Source organism: Cryobacterium sp. TMT1-2-2, assembly GCF_004403505.1.
GTDB classification, from domain to species: domain Bacteria; phylum Actinomycetota; class Actinomycetes; order Actinomycetales; family Microbacteriaceae; genus Cryobacterium; species Cryobacterium flavum.
In genome coordinates, this window is record NZ_SOGS01000024.1 from 67,152 (window position 1) to 84,934 (window position 17,783).

Genomic DNA, 17,783 nt, shown 5'->3' on the forward strand with positions numbered 1-17,783 from the left:
AGGCTTGCTGCCGTCAGTAGGCACAGTGGATGTCTCGGTGTTATCTGGCACGCAGATGATCCTATGGCTCAGTCCTGAAAGATTTGTGCAGTGGCGCGCGCCTGATAGGCAACTTCATCGAGATCGTCGCCGCCCGCCGTCACGTGGCCCACCTTGCGGCCGGGCCTCGATGACTTGCCGTAGTTGTGCACTTTCACGAGCGGATGCTCCGCGAGAGCGCTCCCATAACGATCACCCAGCGACCCTGACGCGGGTCCGCCGAAGATGTTCACCATCACCGTCCACGGGTCCCGGGCGCCGGTCGCTCCGAGCGGCAGGTCAAGCACAGCGCGGAGGTGCTGCTCGAACTGGCTCGTGGTCGAACCCTCGATCGACCAGTGACCACTATTGTGCGGGCGCATCGCCAGCTCGTTGATGAGGAGGCGCTCATCCGTGGTCTGGAACAGCTCGACGGCGAGCACCCCGGTGACGCCGATGCCCTCGGCGACGGCAACGGCGATGTCGGTGGCGACGTCGGCGAGACGCCCCATGGACTGGGGGGCCGGCGCGATGACCTCGGCGCAGACACCTTCTTTCTGCACGGTCTCCACGACCGGCCAGACGGCGATCTCGCCGCTGGGGCGGCGGGCGACCACCTGGGCGAGCTCGCGGCTGAAGTGCACGAGCTCTTCGACCAGCAGAGCGCCGCCGTTGCCGTCCTCTGCGAGCGCCTGAAACCAGTCGTCAACGTCGTGTTCGTGACTGACGACGCGCACGCCCTTGCCGTCGTAGCCGCCGCGGGCGGTCTTCACGACGGCGCGGCCGCCGTGGTCCTGCAAAAAGTCGGCGAGGCCGGCCGCATCAGTGATGCGGGCCCAGTCCGGCACGGGCAGGCCCAGTTCGGCGAGTTTCTCGCGCATGAGCAGCTTGTCCTGCGCGTAGAGCAGGGCATCGGGGCCGGGGTGCACCCTGACGCCCTCGCGCACGAGTTCGCGCAGAATCTCCTGCGGCACATGTTCGTGATCGAAGGTGATCACGTCGACGGTCTTGGCGAAGGCGAGCACGGTGACCAGGTCGCGGTAGTCGCCCACGCGGACCGCGGCGAGCTCGGCGGACATGCCATCGGCTTCAGCGAGAACCTTGAGCTCGATGCCGAGGTTCACGGCCGCGGGGATCATCATGCGGGCCAGCTGGCCTGCGCCAATCACACCGACGGTCAAAGCCATCTGTTCACCATTTTCTATGCAAGCGTTCAGCTAAACGAACGGGAATACCCAGCCAGGCAATTTCAACACGCCGTAGACTGCGAGACTTCAATGCTTTCCTAGTGCCACTTTACCGAACGTCGGACGGACGCATGTCGATCACCCTGAAGCAGCGCCTGCTCAGCTTTCTGAGTCAGGGCCTCAAGTTCGGCGCCGTCGGTGCGCTGGGCTTCGTGGTGGACTTCACGGTGTTCAACCTGCTGCGCACCACCGTGCTGGATTCCGCCGACGTACACGCCGGCCCCATCTACGCCAAGGTCATCTCGACCGTGCTCGCCATTCTGGTGAACTGGCTCGGCAACCGCTACTGGACCTTCAGCAAAAACCGGCAGGACCACACGGCTCGCGAGGGCCTGGAGTTTCTCGCGGTGAGCCTCGTGGGCATGGGCATCGGCATCGGCTGCCTCTGGTTTAGCCACTACGTGCTCGGCTACACCAGCGTTCTCGCCGACAACATCTCGGGCAACGTCGTTGGCCTCATTCTCGGCGCGGTGTTTCGTTTCGCGCTGTACCGCTACTGGGTGTTCGCGCCGAGTCGGAGCGGGGCGCCGGTATCCGTTGGTATCGCCGTGGTCAGTACCCGCACCGGGGCTATTCGGCTAGCGGCGACCCCAGAACGCTGACTCTTCGGAGAGCGCCGACTGCTCCTGCCGGCGGGAACCCATGACCGTGCTCGCCTGCTCCATGAGGTCGTGCAGCGTGCTCTGCACGAGGTCGACGTTGGGCAAGTCTTTCAACACAAGCGGATGCTCCAGCCCCGAATTTATGAGCACCGTGCCCGAATGGAACCCGGCCTGCAGCCAGTTCTGCCGCACACTCACGTCGTAGCCGCGGCTGTGCAGCAGCTCTTGCCGGGTGCGCACGAAGAATCCGTGGCGAAAGATGATGCGGCGGGTGGTGATCGTGTAGCGCTTGGTGAGCCAGGCGGCGAGCGGCAGCAGCCAGCCGAGCAGCGCCAGCAGGATGGCACCGGCGAGCAGGGTGGCGTTCTGCCACGGCTCGGGCAGGTTGCCGAAGAAGTAGCCGGTGCCACCGGCCAGGGCGAACAAGAGCAGTGTGGGCCAGGCCAGCACCCGGGCGTGCGGGCGCAGGCGGGCAACGACCTTCTCGGGCCGGCTCTCGCGGGCGTAGCCGGAGGGTTCGGTCTCGTTGGGCTCTGTCTTCTTGGCTTTCATTACTTCTATTAATACCTCAGGTGGGTGACATCGCCGGCGGCGACAGACCGTTCTTCGCCATCGACCTGGTTGACGACGCGCAGCCTTCCCTCGGCGTCGATGCCGGTGGCGGTGCCGACCAGGTCGGTGCCGCCGGGCAGTTCCACTCGTACTGCGCTGCCGAGTGTGCCGCACAGTTCTTCGACTTGCTGATGCAGTCCGCTGTGTTGGGCGTCGCCGTTGGCCTTCAGGAAGGCCCGGTACAGCGTAGCGAGCTCGTGCAGGTAGGCGGCGAGTACCGCGTCGGGGTCGGGCGTGGTGCGGGTGACCAGCAGCAGCGAGGTGGAGGTGAGGGTGGGCAGGTCGTGCTCGTCGAGCGAGAGGTTGAGGCCGGCGCCGATGATGATGCCGCTGGCGTCGGGCAGCAGTTCGCAGAGGATTCCGCACACCTTGTAGCCGTCGATGAGCACGTCATTGGGCCATTTCAGGGTCACGTCGTGGCGGGGATCCTCGGCCTCTTTGACGCCTTCGACGGGCTTCATGCTTTTTTCCACCACGTTTTTGACGGCACGGGTCATGGCGGCGCCGGCGAGGAGCGGGAACCAGCCGAGCGTCGCCGGCGGTAACTGGGGTCGGATCAGCACCGAGATGGCCAGGGCTTTGCCGGTCGGGGCCAGCCAGACGCGACCGAGCCGGCCACGCCCCTGAGTCTGGTTGTCGGTGACGAGGGCCGAGAAATCGGGCCAGGCGGCGGCATCCGTTGTGGCCAGTTCTTTGAGCACATCGTTGGTGGAGGCGGCCTCGGACCGGTACTCGAACCGGGTGACCTCGGTGCGGCTGAGCGAAAACTCCATGGCTACTCTCTCCTTCAAACGTAACTGCGGTAATTCTGCCGAATCTGACCCCAAATGTGTTATTCCTTGCCATTTCGGCCAGGATCTCCGCAGTTATGAACGGGGCGGGCGGTAGAGGTCGCCGATTGAGCCACGATGCGGGCTGAAATGCGTGGCCAGAGGGGGAAACGACCAGTGTTGCGCTGCAAAGTTGTGGAATATCGTCAACGGAAAGCGCCCGGGGGGTGCCGGTAGAGTGAAACGGTGACTGATAAGACGCCCGCTGCGGCACCGGACCTGTATACGACGGCGGGAAAACTCGCCGACCTCAAGCTGCGCTATCACGAAGCCGTGACCGCCAGCGGGGCGACCGCCACCTCGAAGCAGCACGCCAAGGGCAAGATGACCGCCCGCGAGCGCGTCGACCTGCTGCTCGACCAGGGGTCCTTCGTGGAACTCGACGAGTTCGTGCGGCACCGCACCGTGGCCTTCGGCATGGAGAAGAAGCGGCCGTACGGCGACGCCGTCGTCACCGGAACCGGCACCATCCACGGCCGCCAGGTGGCCGTGTACTCCCAGGACTTCACCATCTTCGGCGGCTCGCTCGGCGAGGTAGCCGGCGAGAAGATCATCAAGGTGATGGACCTCGCCCTGAAGACCGGGGTGCCCATCATCGGCATTCTCGACTCCGGCGGAGCGCGCATCCAGGAGGGCGTCGTCGCCCTCGGCAAGTACGGCGAGATCTTTCGTCGCAACACGGCGGCATCCGGTGTCATTCCGCAGATCTCGATCATCTGCGGCCCGGCCGCCGGTGGCGCGGTCTACTCCCCCGCGCTGACCGACTTCGTGATCATGGTCGACAAGACCAGCCAGATGTTCGTCACCGGCCCCGACGTGATCAAGACCGTCACCGGCGAAGACGTGGGCATGGAAGAGCTCGGCGGCGCCCTCACCCACAACAAGATCTCCGGCGTCTCGCACTACCTCGCCAGCGACGAGCCCGACGCGCTCGACTTCGCCCGCACCCTGCTCAGCTACCTGCCCGACAACAACCTGGCCGAGCTACCCGTGTTCGACAGCGAGGTGGAGCTCGAAACAACGGATGCCGACCGTCGCCTCAACACGATCATCCCCGATTCGCCCAACCAGCCCTACGACGTGAAGACGGTCATCGAGCACATCGTCGACAACGGCGACTTTCTCGAGACGCAGCCGCTGTATGCACCGAACATTGTCGTGGGGTTCGCCCGGGTCGAGGGCCGCTCGATCGGCATCGTAGCCAACCAGCCCAACGCCATGGCCGGCACGCTGAACATCGAGGCCGGCGAGAAGGCCTCCCGCTTTGTGCGGTTCTGCGACGCATTCTCCATCCCGATTCTCACCCTCGTGGACGTGCCCGGCTTTCTGCCCGGTACCGACCAGGAATGGACCGGCATCATCCGTCGCGGGGCGAAACTGCTCTACGCCTACGCGGAGGCCACCGTGCCGCTGGTCACCGTCATCCTGCGCAAGGCCTACGGCGGCGCGTACATCGTGATGGGTTCCAAGCAGCTTGGAGCCGACACCAACCTGGCCTGGCCGACCGCGGAGATCGCCGTCATGGGCGGCCAGGGTGCCGTGAACATTCTCTATCGCGCCGAGATCAAGGCGGCCGAGCAGGCCGGCGAAGACGTCGCCGCCGTGCGCACCCGCCTGGCCAACGAGTACACCTACAACGTGGCGAGCCCGTTTCTGGCCGCTGAGCGCGGGGAACTCGACGGCATCATTGAGCCGGCCGCAACCCGGGTATCGGTCATCAAGGCGCTGCGCGCGCTGCGCACCAAGCGGGCCACCCTGCCTGCCAAGAAGCACGGGAATATTCCGCTCTAATGCCATCTTCGAAGCCGTCAGAGTTCGACCCGTCAGAGCTGGTTTTCGTGACCACGCGTGTGAGTGATGTCGAGGTGTCGGCGGTGAGCGCCGTCATCCGTGGCCTGTTGCAGGAAGAGTCCGACGAGCGTCGGGCCGCGCCGGAACTGGGCCAGAGCGCCTGGCAGCAGAACCAGCGTGCCATTCGGAAGCCCGTGTACCCCGGCGCCGGTCGCTGGCGCGGCTTCACCGGCTGACTCCCCCCGCCTCTCGCCCGTGTCTACTGCGGACGGGGCCCAGGTTATAAACTGGGCCCCGTCCCGAAATGCGGGGGCGCAACTACCGGTCGGTCTGTCCTCCTAAATGCCGACTGTGCGGGCAGCGGGGATAGTACAGACTAAAGGTGCTCGGTGACGCTCCTGGAGTTTCACCACCAATCATTCGCTGACTAGGGTAAGCGAGCGAATGTGTTGGGGGCGAGAACGGATGCCATTCGGGTTGGCGTCCTTTCTCGAATAGTCGTTAGGGGATCAGCTTCGGCTGATCCCCTTTCGCGTTCCCACCAGCGGATGGTCCGTCACGCCGCCTACTTCGCCGCCCGTCAAGCACCCCGGCACGCGGCACAGATCGCCGGCCGGCACGCGGCCAGTCACGCCCCCGTCAGACCACGGCAGTCGCTGCCCGCCGAGGGATCTCCATCCACAGGTCGACTTCTTCTTCGCCGGATAAGTCCGGTCCGAGGGCGCTCACGGCCGGGTCGGGGCTGTTCAGGCCCACCACGGTCACCGCGATGGTCGCGCTGTCGGCCGACGTGCGGGCGATGATCTTATCCGCGTTCGTGCGGCCGATGGCCGTCGCGAGGGCGTTGAGCACGATCTCGAGCTCAGATCCGTTGAGGTCGTCGATCCCGCCTTCATCGAGCAGGGTGACGCTCGCACCCCGCCGCCGGGCGGCCATGACCTGCTCGCGCACGGCGTGGTTCAGCAGACGCCGCCCGCGGATTTCGTCCCGAATTGCCGCTTCGAGCAGCCGGCACTCCTGGCGGTCGGCCTCGCTCAGATCGCCGTCGCTCTCGCTGATGCGGCGCAGCATGGGCATGGCCAGGCGCATGGTCTGGGTCAGCCGAACCTGGCGCTCGTAGAGGTGAGCCTCCTGGGCGGCATGCCATCCGCTCGCCTCACGCTCGGCCCGCGCATACTGGCGCGCATCCCGGCTGGCCTTCACGAGGGCTCGAGAGAGCAGCCCGGCAGCGACAACCCAGACCACGCTGCCAATGACGCCCATGTGCCCCAGCTCGCCGACGCCGGCCCAGATGACGCTGTGCACGACGAGCGCGCCGACGCCCAGCAGGGCCAGCTGCGGGCGCTTGCGGGTGGCGGTGATCGTCATCAAGGTGCCGACCGCGGCGACGTACCAGGTGGCGTACCCCAGCCTGCCGGAGGACCCGTCGAGCTGGCTGCCCACGATCAGCGGAATCGCCACCGAGACGCCCACATTGAACAGGGCCAGCGGCAGCGACATGCGCATCGGGCTGGAGGGCCAGAGGCTCGCAACCGTCGCCACGAGATACAGGCCCATGGCAGCGAAAATCGGCGCTGCCGAATGCGGTGTGTCGAGCGAATATACGCCGAGCAACACGTGGTAGCCAGAGAAGAAGGCCGCCACGATGAGGGTCAGGGCACGGGAGACAACGACGACGCCGGTCATCATTGTCCACCCGCGTCGCGCCCGGACAGCGCGCCCTTCGCCTCGGCTGACTGGACGGCGATCGGCTCGCCCGCCTCATCGGGCCGCGGCCAGGTGATGGTGATGGTCGTGCCCTGGCCGAGGCTCGTGCGCAGCACGGCAACACCGCCGACTGCGGCAATCCGGTCATGAATCGACACCCGCAAGCCCAGGCGGGCGCTAGCGACGGCGGACACGTCGAAGCCGCGGCCGGTGTCGCTGATCTCGATGGTGCATCCGCTCTGGTCGTTACCGCCCACCGTGACGCTGCGCGATTGTGCGGGACCCGCGTGCTGCACGCTGTTGACCATGGCCTGCACGCTGGCCGAATAGAGGGCTTCGGCGGCATTCTCCGGAATGCTGAGGCCATCCACGCAGAGCTCGGTCACGGTGAACACGCCCGTCGCGGTCGCGGCGGTGCGGATGCGCGCGACCAACTTACTGACGGCGACGGACGCATCGTCGAGATTGCGCTCTCCGTTGGCTTCCTGCAAGCGGATGATGGCGCTGCGAGCCATGGCGGCGGCCAGTTCCGCGCCCCTGGCATTGCGCACGCCCGCCGCAGAGAGCAGGGTCGCGAGCACACTGTCGTGCACGATGGAATCAACCTCGACCCGTTCCACCTCGGTGGCGTGATGGCGCACCGCCACGGAGTACTTCGCGAGCGCATTGGACTGGGCGGAATCGACCTTGGCCGTGGCCTCGCGCAGAACGTAGATGATGATGAGCACGGTGCCGCCGAGCAACATGGCATAGAACGTGTCAAGCACGGCAAGCAGGGTCTCGGCCTCACCGCCGGACGGCAGCACCCGCACGAGTCCGAAGGCGACCGGGGTGATCACGGTGTAGGCGACGGCCCAGAACAACGGCAGGGCGATGGCCGCGCACGAGGTAGCAACGCTGCAGAGATACCACAGCCAGGGCTTGTTCTCGAGTACAGCCGTGGGATCGATCATGAGCATGGGCCACACGAAAAGTGCGGCGAGGTAGACAGCGGCCACTGCGGCCGCGGCCGTTCGGATGCCCTGCCGGATCAGCGTCGCAACGACGAAGATCACAATCGTCAGCGCCAGAAGGATCGCAATCGGCACGCCCGCCGCGGCTTTGCGGCTCTCCAGTTGCTCGAGCATAAGTGGCACGGACTGCAGGGCAAAGATCACCGCGACGGCGGCCACCGATCGCGACAGCACGATTTCGATCTGGGCCTGGCTGATCGGGTTGCGCGGCTGCCGGGCGCGGCCAAACAGGCTGCCGTCGGTCTCGAATGCGTCGTCACCGACGGCCGTGAATGGCTGCGTTGCCGTGGAGGCCAGGGTGCCCTGGCGGTTGCGGTCGCCCTGGCGGGCGGCCCGTTTAGACACCGCGGTCAGCTTCGGTGGCGTCGAGCCCGGGCAGGATTCCGTCTTCGACGGCGCGGCGCAGCAGGTCGACCTTGGTCGGCGCAGGGCGACCGACCTCGACGTACTTCACGCGAATGCGATCGAGGTATTCGCGGGCGGTGGAGTGCGCGATCCCCAACTGCATGGCCACCATCTTCAGCGGCAGGCCCGAAGCGTAGAGGTGCAGCACGTCGCGTTCGCGGCGGCCGAGCTGCGCCTTGGCGAAGTCCCGGTCGGCGTCGATGGCGGTGGCCCACTCGAGGTTGTTGAGCACGTCGCCGCGGGCAACGGATGCGACGGCCGCCATGACCGTGGTGGTCGGCGACGACTTGGGGATGACTCCGGCCGCGCCGGCAGCGAGGGCTTCCCGCACCGAGGCGACCCGGTCGGCGATGCTGTGCACGAGCACGGCGGAGCCGGTGGTTTGCACGAGGTGCACGTTGTCGGTGACGAGCGACCCGTCACCGAGCGAAAGATCGAGCACGATCACGTCGCACTTGCGGCCGGCCAGGCCGGCGACGAGCGCCTGCGCGGTTGCTGCCGCGAACAAAACTTCGTAGCCGGCGTTCTCGCAGGCGGCTTGTAAGCCCAGTCGTACCGACTCGTGGTCGTCGACAATACCGACGCGAACGGGCGCGTCGGTGGGGGTGGTTGGTGCGGGATCTGCTGCTGTGTTGCTCACGTAGGGCTGCCTTCGGGTTGTTTGGGTACAACGATAGCTATTTGCAGAGCAGCGCGACGGCTTCGACGTGGTGGGTGTTGGGGAACAGGTCGAAGGCGCGCAGGGACTTCAGCTGGTAACCCTGCTTCGCAAACAGGGCCACGTCACGGGCCAGAGCCACCGGGTCGCAGGCCACGTAGACGATTTGTTGCGGTGCAATGGCGACGAGCTGGTCAACGACGGCCTTGCCCGCTCCGGAGCGTGGCGGGTCGAGCACCACCGTGGCGGCGGCGAGACGGGCGCGTTCGGCGGCATCCGCTTCGCGCAAGAGGCGCTGCAGAAAGCGGTCGACGCGGTCGGCCTCGGCGGTGGCACCGGCCCATTCCTTGAGGTTGCGGGCGGCGAACGCGACAGCTTCGGGGTCGCTTTCGACCGAGGTGATGCGGGTCGTCGGGCCGAATTTATCGCCGACGGCCGCGGCGAGCAGTCCGACACCACCATAGAGGTCGAGGTTGGAGGCGCGCGGGTCGAACGACGACGGATCGATAATGTTCTGCACCGCGTGGAACAGCGTATCGGCGGCCATGGAGTGTACCTGCCAGAATCCGGAGCGGTCCAGCTCGAATTCACGGTCGGCGACGACCTCGTGAATGAGACCGTGCGGCACCCGCTTGGGCTTGCCGTTGCTGTCCTTGGCCGAGACCAGCACCTGCACGTCGCCCTTGCTCGGCGCGACCAGGTCCACTTGAGCCGCGTTGTGAAACAGGGTGTCGAGCGGGGCGCGCAGTTCGAGCTCGTGTTCGGCGAGCGGCAGGTCGTCGACCGGAATCACCCGGTGGCTGCGGGCGGCGTACGGGCCGATGGTTCCGTCGGCGGCCACGTGCAGGCTGACCCGGGTGCGCCATCCGGTGCCGTCCATCGCGTCGCCGGGGCTGGCCTTGACGCTGACCGCGACCGGCTCGACCACGACGTCGGTGGCGAGTCCGGCCATGCGCTGCAGGGCGTCGGCGAGTACCTGGCGTTTGAGTTCGCGCTGGAAGCCGAGTTCGATGTGGCCGAACTCGGCGCCGCCGGCCCGATTTTCGGGGGCGCGGTCAATGGATGCCGCACTCCAGATATGCGGCTGCCGTTCGGGGACAGCGTCGATGACGGCGACGGTTTCGGCCCGCCAGAAACTCTTGTGGTTGGCCTCGGTGAGACGGGCCCGCACCCGTTCGCCGGGCAGGGTGTCGCTGACGAAGATGACGCGGCCCTCGTGACGGGCGATGAAGATTCCGCCGTGGGCGACGTTGGTGATGTTCAGTTCAAGCTCGTCGCCGACACTGGCTGACAATGTCGGCTCGGAGGCCTGGGGCTGGTGACTCGTGTTGCTCATCTAACGATGATCCCACACCGCTTGCCGGGCTGCGGGTTGCCGCCTGCTTAAATGGATGCTTACGCCCCGTTTGAAAAGGATCACCATGCGCCTCTATCTGGCTTCCACCTCTCCGGCTCGCCTGGCCCTGCTGCGCGCGGCCGGCATCGAACCGGTGCTGATCAACCCCGAGGTGGACGAGGCTCGGCTCGTCGCCGAGACTGAAGCCGCTGTGGGCTCGGCGCTCGAGCCGCGAGTACTCGTGGAGCTGCTGGCGCGCGCGAAAGCGGAGGCAGCGGCATCCGCTCGGCTGGACGAACCGCGCACCGGCCTGCTGCTCGGCGGCGACTCGGTCTTCGTGCTCGACGGCGTCATCTACGGCAAGCCACACACAGCGGATGCTGCCCGCGAGCGGTGGGAGCGCCAGCGCGGCCGCACCGGCACGCTGTATTCCGGGCACTGGCTGATCGAGGTCGCTGATGGCCGGCCCGGGCGGGCGATCGGCGCGGTCGCGGTGGCCGAGGTGACCTTCGCCGACGACCTCGACGACGCCGAGCTCGACGCCTATATCGCCACCGGGGAGCCATTGTTCGTGGCGGGGGCCTTCACGATCGACAGTCTCGGTGCTCCCTTTATTACGAGCATCGTCGGGGATCCGTCGACCGTGGTGGGGCTGTCGCTACCGACGCTGCGGCGGCTGGTGCGCGCCCTCGGACACGAGTGGCCGACCCTGTGGAATCGCCCCGGAGCACTGTAGTTGTAGGCATCCGCAAGAATCTGCCGGGTCTTTTTGTGGGACAGAACCAAAAGGGATGCGGCGGCGGGCAATAGGCTAAGTGATTGTGTCACTCATAACGAAGGTCCTCATCGCCAACCGAGGCGAGATCGCCGTTCGGGTCATCCGTGCCGCGAAAGACAGTGGAATTCTCTCTGTCGCCGTCTACGCCGACCAGGATCGCGACGCTCTGCACGCCCGTCTCGCCGACGAGGCGTACGGTCTCGACGGCACCACCGGCGCCGAAACTTACCTGGTCATCGACAAGATTCTGTCGATCGCCCGCCGGAGCGGCGCTGACGCCGTGCACCCCGGCTACGGCTTTCTGGCCGAGAACGCCGACTTCGCCCGCGCCGTGATCGGCGCTGGCCTCATTTGGATCGGGCCGTCGCCCGAGGCCATCGAGCAGCTCGGCGACAAGGTCTCGGCCCGTAAGATCGCCGAAAAGGTCAATGCACCGATGGCGCCCGGCACCCTGAACCCGTGCAGCGATGCCGCCGAGGTGCTCGCCTTCGTCGACGTGCACGGCCTGCCCGTCGCGATCAAGGCTGCCTTCGGTGGCGGCGGCCGCGGCCTCAAGGTGGCCCGCACCCGCGACGAGGTTGCCGAAATGTTCGACTCCGCCACTCGGGAGGCCATTACAGCCTTCGGTCGCGGCGAATGCTTCGTCGAGAAGTATCTCGACTCCCCCCGCCACGTCGAAACCCAGTGCCTCGCCGACATGCACGGCAACGTCGTCGTCGTGTCGACCCGCGACTGCTCGTTGCAGCGCCGGCACCAGAAGCTCGTCGAAGAGGCGCCGGCACCGTTTCTCACCGAAGCGCAAACGACCGAGATGTACCGCGCGTCCAAGGCAATTCTGAAAGAGGTCGGCTACCTCGGCGCCGGAACCTGCGAGTTTCTGATCGGCCAGGACGGCACCGTCTCGTTCCTCGAGGTCAACACCCGCCTGCAGGTCGAGCACACCGTCTCCGAAGAGGTCACCGGCATCGACCTGGTACGTGAGCAGTTCCGCCTCGCCGAGGGCGGCGAACTGACCTACGGCGACCCGGTCGCATCCGCTCACTCCTTTGAATTTCGCATCAACGGAGAGGATGCCGGCCGCGGCTTTCTGCCTGCCCCCGGCCCGGTACACGTCTTCAAGCCCGCCGGCGGCCCCGGCGTGCGTGTCGACACCGGCGTGCAGTCGGGCGATGTAATTAGCGGATCGTTCGACTCGCTCATCGCCAAGCTCGTCGTCACCGGCGCAACCCGTGAACAAGCGCTCGAGCGTTCGCGCCGTGCCCTCGACGAGTTCGAGGTGGCCGGCCTGCCCACCGTGCTGCCCTTTCACCGCAAGGTCGTGCGCGACCCGGCCTTCGCGCCGACCGACGGCAAGCCCTTCACGGTCTTCACCCGTTGGATCGAGACCGAGTTCGAGAACGACATCGAACCGTGGAGCGGCAGCATGGAAGACGCCCCGGGCGAGCAGAAGCGCCACAGTATCGTCGTGGAGGTGGGGGGACGCCGCATCGAGGTGACGTTGCCCACCCGTCTGCTTCCCGGCGGCGCGAGCGCCCGTTCGGTGGGACCAGCACCGAAGCGTCGTAGCGGCCTGCACTCCGTCGACACCGCCACCGGAGACGCCATCAAGGCGCCGATGCAGGCGACCATCGTGAAGCTCCTCGTCGCCGAGGGCGACCTGGTCGTCAAGGGCGACCTGCTGCTCGTGCTCGAAGCCATGAAGATGGAGCAGCCCCTCGTCGCGCACCGCGACGGCACCGTGGGCAACGTCGCCGCCGTCGTCGGCGAGACGGTCTCTTCCGGCTCGGTGCTGCTGACTGTCTCCGACGCCGCCTAGCCTTCAGCCCTCGCGCCTCGTTTTCGAGCAGGCGCGGGGATTGAGGAACTAGAGGACTACGTGCATCGCTCGCGCAGCATCCGTTATGGAGCCGGTCAGGGAGGGGTAGACGGGGAAGGTTCGCGCAACCTCGTCGACGGTGAGGCGGTGCTCGACGGCGAGGGCGAGCGGGAAGATGAGCTCGCTGGCCTTGGGGGCAACGATGACGCCGCCGATGACCGTGCCGCTGCCGGTGCGGGCGAAGAGCTTGACGAAGCCGTCCTTGATTCCCATCATTTTGGCGCGCGGGTTTTGCGACAGGGGCAACTTGTAGATCTCGCCCTGGGCGAGTCCGTCTTCAATCTGCTTCTGGGTGTAGCCGACGGTCGCGATCTCGGGCTGCGTGAAGATGTTGGCGGCCACGTTGCGAATCTCGATCGGGTTGACGGTGTCCCCCATGGCGTGGAAGACGGCGGTGCGGCCCATCATCGACGCAACGGATGCCAGCGGAATCTCGGTCGTGCAGTCCCCGGCCGCGTAGATGTTCGGAATCGAGGTTCGGGCGACGCGGTTGACCTGGATGTGACCGGAGTCGGTGATCTGCACGCCGGCCTGCTCGAGCCCGATGTTAGCGGTGTTCGGAATGGAGCCGACGGCGATGAGGCAGTGGCTGCCCTCGACCGTGCGTCCGTCTTCGAGGGTGGCGATGACACCGGTCTTGGTGCGTTCCACCGAGGAGGCCCGCGACTTGGACAGCACCGTCATGCCGTTGCGCTTGAAGACGTTTTCGATGACGTTGGCGGCGTCGGCGTCTTCACCGGGCAGAACCTGGTCGCGGCTGGAGATGAGGGTGACCTTGGCGCCGAGGGCACGATAGGCGGAGGCGAACTCGGCGCCGGTGACGCCCGATCCGACCACGATCAGGTGCTCGGGGATGGCCTTGAGGTTGTAGAGCTGGGTCCAGGTGAGGATGCGCTCCCCGTCGGGAAGTGCGGAGGACAGCACGCGGGGGCTCGCCCCGACCGAGACCACGAGGGTGTCGGCGTCGATGCGGTCGAAGTCGGTGGCGGTCGAGTCGCCGGAGGTCGCGACGATGATTCCGGTGGTGCCGTCCAGGCGTCCGTGGCCCTGTACGTAGCGCACGCCGGCGCGAATGAGCGTGGCCTTCATATCTTCGGACTGCTGGCGGGCGAGGGCGAGCAGGCGCTTGTTGACGGCGGCCAGGTTGATGGCCACTTCCGGGCGCAGGGGCTTGCCGGTTTCTCCGCGCACGAAGAACTGCACGCCGAGGTCGGTGGCCTCGCCGATCGAGTTCGAGGCCTCGGCCGTGGCGATGAGGGATTTGGAGGGGACGACATCCGTTATCACGGCGGAACCGCCGACACCGACGCTTTCAATGAGGGTGACGTCAGCACCCTGTTGTGCTCCGGCGATGGCCGCTTCGTATCCGCCGGGCCCACCGCCCAGTACTGCGATGCGCTGCTTGCGTTCGAACTCATAGGCCATGTACTCCATTCTCTCAAGGCGCCGAGCCCCCACAAAACCGCTTCGCCGCCCGCGGAGCCCGGTTTGTCCCTCGAAAAGGGCGAAAACACGCCGAATGACCGTTTCGACGGCCGTTCGGCGCGCCGATGAGCAGAATTCGCGCAGAATCTCCGTGCTCAAGGTGGGGGTTCTAGAGTAGTGAAATGTTCACGAACGAGATCAACCCGTTAGACCTGCCCGAAACAGATCCGTTTGAGGCAGCACGTTCGGCCGCTGCGGAGATCGCCGGCATCACGGGAGTGCCCCGGCACGACATCGCTCTCACCCTCGGCAGCGGCTGGGCCAAGGCCGCCGACCTGATCGGCGAGACCACGCACACCGTGGCCGCCGCAGATATCACCGGGTTCAGCGCTCCAGCGCTGGTCGGCCACGCCGGCACGTTGCGCTCAATCCTGCTTCCCGGAGGCAAGCGCGCGCTCGTGATCGGCGCCCGCACGCACTACTACGAGGGCCACGGCGTGCGCCGGGTTGTGCACAGTGTGCGCACGGCGGCGGCGACCGGTGCGACAACGATGATTTTGACCAACGGGGCCGGCGGCATCCGTGAATCGTGGAAGCCCGGAACCCCGGTACTGATCAGCGACCACATCAACCTGACTGCCGATTCCCCGATCGAGGGCGCGAACTTCGTCGACCTGACCGACCTGTATTCGAAGCGACTGCGCGATCTCGCGCGCGGCATCGACCCAACCCTCGACGAGGGCGTGTACTGCCAGTTTCGCGGGCCGCACTACGAGACGCCCGCCGAGGTACAGATGGCCAAGGCCATCGGTGGCCACATCGTGGGCATGTCGACCGCGCTCGAGGCCATCGCGGCCCGGCAGGCCGGCATGGAGGTTCTCGGGCTCTCGCTCATCACCAACCTCGCCGCCGGCATTCAGAAGACCCCGCTCAGTCACGGCGAAGTGATCGAGGCCGGCGCGCTGGCCGAACCCGTGATCAGCGCGCTCCTCGCCCGGATCGTGGCCGCGCTGTGACCGGCAGCGAGCGTGCCGATTCCGAAAACGACGCCCCGACGGTTTCGCGCAGCGGCGGTCGCCATTCCGGCCCGCCAGCGGATGCCGCGCCGCACGTCACCGATGCCGACGCGGCCGACGAAGTGCACACCCCGACCCGCGCCCTGCCGATCGTGCAGGACGGCGACGATGCCGGATCCGAGCCCACCGTCGCCATTCAGACCATCGTGCACGACAGCGACGATGCCGGCTCAGAACCGACCGTTGCCATCCAGACGATGAGCCCCGATGGCACGGCAAACGACGATGTCGACGACCTCGCAACGGCTCCGGTCGCGCACGAGACACCGGAGACTCCGAGCGACCGTACAGCGACGCTGCTGCAGGCGGCCAGGTCCTGGCTGAATCAGGATCCCGATCCGGAGACGCAGGCGCAGCTGCGCGCTCTCATCAATGCCGTCGACGATGGCGACACGGTGGCCCTGTCGAACCTACACTCGCGCTTTGACACCCGCCTTGCCTTTGGCACGGCCGGGCTCCGCGGCGAAATTTCCGCCGGACCGAACCGCATGAACCGCGTGCTCGTCTCGCAGGCCGCGGCCGGCCTCGCCACCTACCTGCGCCGGCACGCAGCGCCCGGCGTGACGCCATCGGTGGTCATCGGCTACGACGGACGCAAGAACTCGCACGTCTTCGCGACCGACACGGCGGCGCTGATGGCGGGCGCGGGGGTGCGCGCCATCCTCTTGCCGCGTCTGCTGCCGACGCCCGTTCTCGCGTTCGCGGTGCGGCACTTCGACGCGAGCTGCGGTGTGATGGTGACCGCGTCGCACAACCCGCCCAATGACAATGGCTACAAGGTGTATCTGGGCGGCGCGAACAACGGTGCGCAGATCGTCTCCCCCGATGACAAGGCGATCTCGGACGAGATTCTGCGCGTCGCCGCCGACGAGCACGTCTTGAAGCTTCCGCGCGGGGCGTATGAGACGGCCGAGGAAGACGTCGTGCTCGCCTACATCGCGGCGACAGCCGGCATCGCGCACACGCCGCGCGCGCAGGTGAACGCGGTGTACACCGCTATGCACGGGGTCGGCTGGGATACCACCCGCCGCGTGCTCGTCAAGGCCGGCTTCGACCTGCCGACCCTGGTCGATGCGCAGATAGCCCCGGACGCCGCCTTTCCGACCGTCGCATTTCCGAACCCGGAAGAGCCCGGCGCCATGAATCTCGCCTACGAGACCGCCCGCGAGGTGAGCGCCGAGCTGATCATCGCCAACGATCCGGATGCGGACCGCCTCGCCGTGGCCATCCCCGATCTGTCCAGCGCGAGCGGCTACCGCCGGCTGAGCGGCAACGAGGTTGGCGCAATTCTCGGCTGGCGGGCCGCTGCGCTGGCTGGTTCTGACCCTGACGCTGTTATCACTGAGGAGACCGGCGCACTCGCGTGTTCCATCGTGTCGTCTCCCGCCCTGCACGCGGTAGCGGATACCTACGGCCTGCGTTTCGTAGAAACCCTCACCGGATTCAAGTGGGTATCGCGGGTGCCTAACCTGGTCTACGGGTTCGAAGAGGCGCTCGGTTACCTGGTCAACCCGGAGACCGTGCGCGACAAGGACGGCATCTCCGCCGCGGTCGCACTGCTCTCGCTGGTGAGCGACCTCAAGTCGGAGGGGACCACTCTCGCCGGCTACCTCGAGCTGTTCAGCGAGAAGTTCGGACACTTCGCGTCGGGTCAGATCTCGGTGCGGGTGTCCGAACTGTCCACGATCGCGCTCGTGATGACGCGTCTGCGGGAGTCCCCGCCGACCCACGTCGGGCGCATTCGGGTCGACGAGATCGACGACTTTCGCTGGGGGTTGGGCGACCTTCCCCCGAGTGACGTGTTGCGCATCCGTTTGACGGACGGGTCGCGCGTCATGGTGCGCCCGAGCGGAACCGAACCGAAACTCAAGGTGTACATCGACACCCGCAGCACGGTCGGCACGCTGGTCGAGCGGCGCGCTGCGGCGCAGGCGGCGCTCGATGAGCTCGATCGGGGCATGCGAGCGCTGATCGCGTAGGTGGTGCGGCTGGGCGCAGCGAGAGCGGCATCGTGTCGGTCGGGCTAAACGCCATGGAGTTGGACAGCGAGAAGTACACGTAGTCGAAGTACGACGCGACCCAGCCGATGCGCCGCGAGGAGCGGGCCGCGACCTCGTCGATGGCGTCGTGGTCATCGTCCTGCGGAAAGTGAAAGTCGGCTGGGCGTCAAGACTCACGGTTCGGCGACTGCAACCGGCTGAAACTCACGGTTCGGCGAGCGGATGCCGCGGCGCGGCCCGCTCGCGCTGGCTGGCATCCATTGTGCGGCGCTCACTGAGTGGGCGGCAGCACGCGGGTGCCGGGCCCACCTTCGGGAACCGGGCCCAGGTGCAGGGAACCGGAAACAGAACCCAAGTCTATCGTGGTCCCAGTTTCCGGGACCGGGCCCGGAAAGCGGTAGTGACGGGG

15 protein-coding genes are annotated in these 17,783 nt (G+C 66.7%); 7 read left to right on the top strand and 8 right to left on the bottom strand.

Annotated features, from left to right (window positions below):
• Positions 1-68: 68 nt before the first annotated feature.
• Positions 69-1,205 (bottom strand): 5-(carboxyamino)imidazole ribonucleotide synthase, encoded by a 1,137-nt coding sequence (locus E3T35_RS14225; protein WP_134379713.1) that lies wholly within the window; start codon positions 1,203-1,205, stop codon positions 69-71.
• Between the two features lie 131 nt (positions 1,206-1,336).
• Here E3T35_RS14225 and E3T35_RS14230 point away from each other — a divergent pair, with 131 nt between their 5' ends.
• Entirely contained in the window at positions 1,337-1,867 is a 531-nt protein-coding gene (locus E3T35_RS14230) for a GtrA family protein (protein ID WP_134379715.1), read from the top strand.
• Here E3T35_RS14230 and E3T35_RS14235 read toward each other — a convergent pair.
• The gene (locus tag E3T35_RS14235) at positions 1,844-2,419 is read right to left on the bottom strand and encodes a PH domain-containing protein (protein WP_134379717.1); all 576 of its coding nucleotides are present in this window, start codon (positions 2,417-2,419) and stop codon (positions 1,844-1,846) included. The two genes, E3T35_RS14230 and E3T35_RS14235, sit on opposite strands and share 24 nt — an antisense overlap.
• A gap of 8 nt (positions 2,420-2,427) precedes the next feature.
• Positions 2,428-3,252 carry a biotin--[acetyl-CoA-carboxylase] ligase gene (locus E3T35_RS14240; protein WP_134379719.1) on the bottom strand — a complete coding sequence of 275 codons (825 nt, stop codon included), beginning with the start codon at positions 3,250-3,252 and terminating at the stop codon, positions 2,428-2,430.
• Between the two features lie 243 nt (positions 3,253-3,495).
• On the opposite strand from E3T35_RS14240, the gene E3T35_RS14245 reads away from it, so the two are divergent.
• Both E3T35_RS14245 and E3T35_RS14250 read left to right on the top strand, forming a co-directional pair.
• Positions 3,496-5,100: an acyl-CoA carboxylase subunit beta gene (locus E3T35_RS14245; RefSeq protein WP_134379721.1), complete on the top strand. Its 1,605-nt coding sequence runs from the start codon at positions 3,496-3,498 to the stop codon at positions 5,098-5,100.
• Positions 5,100-5,336, top strand: coding sequence for an acyl-CoA carboxylase epsilon subunit (locus E3T35_RS14250; protein ID WP_104088549.1), 237 nt, complete (start codon positions 5,100-5,102; stop codon positions 5,334-5,336). Before E3T35_RS14245 ends, E3T35_RS14250 begins: the two co-directional genes overlap by 1 nt.
• Positions 5,337-5,739: 403 nt before the next feature.
• Here the strand turns inward: E3T35_RS14250 and E3T35_RS14255 are convergent, their stop codons facing one another.
• The 4 genes from E3T35_RS14255 to E3T35_RS14270 are packed head-to-tail and all read right to left on the bottom strand — an operon-like array spanning position 5,740 to position 10,219.
• A complete protein-coding gene (locus tag E3T35_RS14255) occupies positions 5,740-6,789 on the bottom strand; it encodes a hypothetical protein (protein WP_241988869.1) in 1,050 nt (349 codons plus the stop codon).
• Positions 6,786-8,165 (bottom strand): sensor histidine kinase, encoded by a 1,380-nt coding sequence (locus E3T35_RS14260; RefSeq protein ID WP_134379723.1) that lies wholly within the window; start codon positions 8,163-8,165, stop codon positions 6,786-6,788. Before E3T35_RS14260 ends, E3T35_RS14255 begins: the two co-directional genes overlap by 4 nt.
• On the bottom strand, positions 8,158-8,865 hold the full coding sequence (locus E3T35_RS14265; protein WP_104130374.1) for a response regulator transcription factor: 708 nt from the start codon (positions 8,863-8,865) through the stop codon (positions 8,158-8,160). The genes E3T35_RS14260 and E3T35_RS14265 overlap by 8 nt, the downstream gene beginning before the upstream one ends.
• A gap of 37 nt (positions 8,866-8,902) precedes the next feature.
• The gene (locus E3T35_RS14270; RefSeq protein WP_134379725.1) at positions 8,903-10,219 is read right to left on the bottom strand and encodes a class I SAM-dependent RNA methyltransferase; all 1,317 of its coding nucleotides are present in this window, start codon (positions 10,217-10,219) and stop codon (positions 8,903-8,905) included.
• Between the two features lie 85 nt (positions 10,220-10,304).
• Between E3T35_RS14270 and E3T35_RS14275 the strand changes: the two genes are divergently transcribed.
• Together E3T35_RS14275 and E3T35_RS14280 are read left to right on the top strand one after the other, a co-directional pair.
• Entirely contained in the window at positions 10,305-10,955 is a 651-nt protein-coding gene (locus E3T35_RS14275; protein ID WP_174777101.1) for a nucleoside triphosphate pyrophosphatase, read from the top strand.
• A gap of 85 nt (positions 10,956-11,040) precedes the next feature.
• Positions 11,041-12,813 carry a biotin carboxylase N-terminal domain-containing protein gene (locus E3T35_RS14280; protein WP_134343747.1) on the top strand — a complete coding sequence of 591 codons (1,773 nt, stop codon included), beginning with the start codon at positions 11,041-11,043 and terminating at the stop codon, positions 12,811-12,813.
• A 48-nt stretch (positions 12,814-12,861) separates the two neighbouring features.
• Here the strand turns inward: E3T35_RS14280 and E3T35_RS14285 are convergent, their stop codons facing one another.
• Positions 12,862-14,298, bottom strand: a complete 1,437-nt coding sequence (locus tag E3T35_RS14285; RefSeq protein ID WP_092341605.1) for an NAD(P)H-quinone dehydrogenase — start codon at positions 14,296-14,298, stop codon at positions 12,862-12,864.
• 182 nt (positions 14,299-14,480) lie between these two features.
• Between E3T35_RS14285 and E3T35_RS14290 the strand changes: the two genes are divergently transcribed.
• Both E3T35_RS14290 and E3T35_RS14295 read left to right on the top strand, forming a co-directional pair.
• Positions 14,481-15,314 carry a purine-nucleoside phosphorylase gene (locus E3T35_RS14290; RefSeq protein ID WP_134343748.1) on the top strand — a complete coding sequence of 278 codons (834 nt, stop codon included), beginning with the start codon at positions 14,481-14,483 and terminating at the stop codon, positions 15,312-15,314.
• Positions 15,311-17,353 carry a phospho-sugar mutase gene (locus E3T35_RS14295; RefSeq protein ID WP_241988870.1) on the top strand — a complete coding sequence of 681 codons (2,043 nt, stop codon included), beginning with the start codon at positions 15,311-15,313 and terminating at the stop codon, positions 17,351-17,353. Before E3T35_RS14290 ends, E3T35_RS14295 begins: the two co-directional genes overlap by 4 nt.
• Positions 17,354-17,783 lie beyond the last annotated feature (430 nt).